The organism is Streptomyces corynorhini (assembly GCF_003346515.1).
In the GTDB taxonomy this organism is placed as follows: Bacteria; Actinomycetota; Actinomycetes; order Streptomycetales; family Streptomycetaceae; genus Streptomyces; species Streptomyces corynorhini.
Genome location: NZ_QQNA01000152.1, coordinates 1 through 4,055, shown reverse-complemented (window position 1 = coordinate 4,055; position 4,055 = coordinate 1). Strand labels below are relative to the sequence as shown.

The window sequence follows — 4,055 nt, the reverse complement described above, 5'->3', positions numbered from 1 at the left end:
ACCACCAGCCTCGAACACCGCACCCCGACCATCAACAGGCCCGGAGACCTCCTCCGGAGCCTCCTCCAGCACCTCCACAGGCGCCACCACAGGCGCCTCCTCCAACACCACATGCGCGTTCGTCCCACTCACCCCGAACGACGACACACCCGCCCGACGCGGACGACCCCCACCACCAGGCCACTCCACCGCCTCCGTCAACAACGACACCGCCCCCGTGGACCAATCCACATGGGAGGACGGGGCGTCGATGTGCAGCGTCCGGGGCAGCACATCGTGCTGCATGGCCAGCACCATCTTCATCACACCGGCCATACCGGACACGGTCTGGGTGTGCCCGATGTTCGACTTCACGGAGCCGACGAGGAGGGGCCGGTCGTCCGGCCGGTCCTGCCCGTACGTGGCGAGCAGCGCCTGCGCCTCGATGGGGTCGCCGAGGCGCGTACCGGTGCCGTGCGCCTCTACGACGTCGACCTCGGAGCCGCTGACCCCGGCGTCGGCGAGGGCGGCCCGGACCACTCGTTGCTGAGCGGGGCCGTTGGGAGCGGTGAGTCCGTTGCTGGCGCCGTCCTGGTTGATGGCCGAGCCGCGGATCACAGCGAGCACGGGGTGACCGTTGCGGCGGGCGTCGGAGAGCCGCTCCAGCAGCAGCACGCCTGCCCCCTCCGCGAGCGAGAAGCCGTCGGCGGCCTCCGCGAAGGGCTTGCAGCGACCGTCCGGGGCAAGGCCGCGCTGGCGGCTGAAGCCGACGAACGGCGCCGGGTCGGCCATGACCATCGCGGCTCCGGCGAGGGCCATCGAGCACTCGCCCGAACGCAGCGACGCGAGCGCCATGTGCAGGGCGACGAGAGAGGAGGAGCAGGCGGTGTCGATGCTGACGGCGGGCCCTTCCAGGCCGAGCACGTAGGAGACGCGTCCTGAGGCGACGGCCGTCGAGGCGCCGGTGACGAGGTAGCCCTCGGTGCCGTCGGCCGCGCGGCGGAGGAGGGCACCGTAGTTCTGGTCGGTGAGGCCGGTGAAGACACCGGTGCTGGTGCCGCGCAGGGTGCGGGGATCGATACCGGCCCGTTCGAAGGTCTCCCAGGAGGTTTCCAGGAGCAGCCGTTGCTGGGGGTCCATCGCCGCCGCCTCGCGCGGGGAGATACCGAAGAAGCCGGGGTCGAAGTGGCCCGCGTCGTGCAGGAAACCGCCGTGCCGGACGTAGCTGGTGCCTGACCGGTCGGGGTCGGGGTCGTAGAAGCCGGCCGTGTCCCAGCCGCGGTCGGTGGGGAAGCCGCTGATGACGTCCTCGCCGTCGATGACGACGCGCCAGAAGTCTTCGGGGGACGCGATGCCGCCGGGATAGCGGCAGCCCATGGCGACGATGACGACGGGGTCGTCGTCGGCCGCGCCGCGCGGGCTCGTGCGGGCGGGGGTGTGTTCGGTCCTGTCGGCCGGTACGGGGCCGTCGCGGAGCGCCAGTTGGCGCAGGTGGGCGGCGAGCGCGAGCGGTGTGGGGTGGTCGAAGACCACGGTTGTGGCGATGCGCAGGCCGGTACGGGCGGTGAGGCGGTTGCGCAGTTCGACGGCGCTCACCGAGTCGAAGCCCAGCTCCTTGAAGGCGTACGCGGCGTCGACGGCGTCGGGTGAGTCGTGGCCGAGTACACCGGCGGCCTCGGCCACGACCAGGCCCTGGACGAAGCGGTCCCGGTCGGTGGCGGGCAGTGCGGCGAGCTGCCGCGCGAGGGACGTTTCGGCCGTGTCGGCCTGGTCGGCGGTGCGGCGGGTCCCGCCGGACTCGGGGGCCTTCGGTTCGAGGCCGGCGACGAGGGGCGCGGGGCGGACGGCGCTGAACACCGGTACGAACCGGGCCCAGTCGACGTCCGCGACCGATATCACCGTGTCGTCGTGGTCGAGGGCGTCCTGAAGGGCGACCATGGCCGGTTCCGGGGCGATGACGGGGATGCCGCGGCGGCGCAGCGGGTCGCGCAGCTCCTCGGCGATCATGCCGCCGCCGTCCCAGGGGCCCCAGGCCACCGAGGTGACGCGCAGTCCGCGCGTGCGGCGGGCGTGCTCGGCGAGTGCGTCGAGGGTGGCATTGGCGGCGGCGTACGCGGCGTGGTCGGCAACGCCCCACACTCCGGAGATGGAGGAGAAGAGGACCAGCGCGTCGGTCTCGGCCGGGTCGAGCAACTCGGAGAGGTGCCGGGCACCCTCGACTTTGCCGGAGGCGACCTCGGCGAACGCGGCGGTGTCGAGGTCGGCGAGCGCGCCGAGAGTGCCCACACCTGCGGCGTGCACGACTGTACGGACGGTGCGTCCGTCCGCACGCAGGGAGTCGAGCAGACCGGCGAGTGCGGCACGGTCGGCGACATCGCAGACGGCCACGGTCAACCGGGCTCCCAGCGCGTCGATTTCGCCTCGCAGGTCTGCCAGGTGCGCGTCGTCGGTCGCGTCCCGGCGTCCGACCAGGACCACTTCCTCGGCTCCGCCGCGCGCCAGCCACCGGGCCACATGCGCGCCGAGGGCACCTGTCCCCCCGGTCACGAGCACGGTGCCGCGCGGCGACCACCTGCGCCCGCTCGGCTCCGCCGACGACAGCGGGGCGGGTACGAGACGCCGTACGAAGGTCTGGTGCGCGCGGAGCGCCACCTGGTCCTCGATGCCGTCGCCTGCACGGCGGGCGAGTACGGCGCAGAGCGCGTCGGCGTCACGGCGGCCGAGCGTGGCCGGGGCGTCAGGGGCGGAGGGCAGGTCGATCAGGCCGCCCCAGCGCTCGGGGAACTCCAGCGCGGCGACTCGGCCGAGGCCCCAGACGGCCGCCTGCGCGGGCCGCAGCACCGGCTCGTGGTCGCCGACGGCGACGGCTCCCCGTGTGACACACCACAGCGGCGCACTCGCACCGGCCCGGCCGAGCGCTTGGAGGAGGTGGACGGTGAGGGCCGCTCCTGTGGGCAGCACCGGGTGGTCGGGCAGCGGCGTCTCGTCCAGCCCGAGGAGCGACACCACACCGGCGAGGGACTGCGCGCTTTCGGCCAGCACGCCGTGCAACGCGGTGTCCAGAGCATCGGACTCGGCGTGCCGCGAGGAGAGCGCGACGACGCGTACGGTGGCGCCGTGGCGGGTGAGGGCGTCGGCCACGGCACCGACGGCATCCCGTTCCGCCTCGGACGCGACGAGCAGCCACTCCCCCTCCGGCGCAACGGCCACAACATCCCGGCCGACCGGACGCCAGAGCACCCGATACCGCCAGCCATCCACCACCGACCGCGCCGACTGCCCCAACCGCCAATGCGACAGCACCGGCAGAGCATCCGCCAACACCCCACCATCGGACAACCCCAACGTCTCCGCCACGGCACCCAGATCCTCGCGCTCCACCGCCGCCCAGAAACGAGCATCCACCACCGACTGAGACGACTCCCCCACCCCAACGGCAGGAACCGTCCGCTCCAACCAATACCTCCGACGCTGGAAGGCGTACGTCGGCAGCTCGACGGTGGTGCCGTCCTGACCGGCAAGAACAGCCGTCCAGTCCACGGGAACACCCCGCACCCACGCCTCAGCCAACGACGTCAGGAAACGCCCACTACCCCCATCATCACGACGCAGCGTGCCCACCACCACCGCGTCCGCGGCAGCCTCCTGTACGGCCATGCCCAACACGGGATGCGAACTGACCTCGACGAACGCGCCGAAACCCTGCCCGGCCAGACTCTCCACCGCCTCAGCAAACCGCACCCGCTGACGCAAATTCCGATACCAATAACCGCCGTCGAGTTCAGCCGTATCCACAAACGCGGCCTCAGTCGTCGAGAAGAACGGCACCCCACCCACCCGAGGAACAACCGGCGCCAACACCTCCGCCAACTCGCCCTCAAGCGCCTCCACATGCCACGTGTGTGACGCATAATCCACCGGGACCCGCCGCACCCTCACCTCATCCAACTCACACCGCGCCACCAACTCATCCAACGCGTCCGCGTCACCCGCCACCACCACAGAACCCGGACCATTCACCGCAGCCACATCAATACGCCCCACCCACCCCGCCAGCAGCTCTTCAACCTCCGCCA

The 4,055-nt window shown here is 71.9% G+C and carries 1 protein-coding gene and 1 pseudogene; both read right to left on the bottom strand.

All coding sequences use genetic code 11. The annotated features are described in order from the left end of the window. A partial coding sequence (locus tag DVH02_RS19400; protein WP_114625093.1) for a type I polyketide synthase occupies positions 1-3,189 on the bottom strand: 3,189 nt, incomplete at its 3' end. 69 nt (positions 3,190-3,258) lie between these two features. Continuing rightward, a pseudogene (locus DVH02_RS37155) lies at positions 3,259-4,035 on the bottom strand (acyltransferase domain-containing protein); the annotation flags it as partial. Positions 4,036-4,055 lie beyond the last annotated feature (20 nt).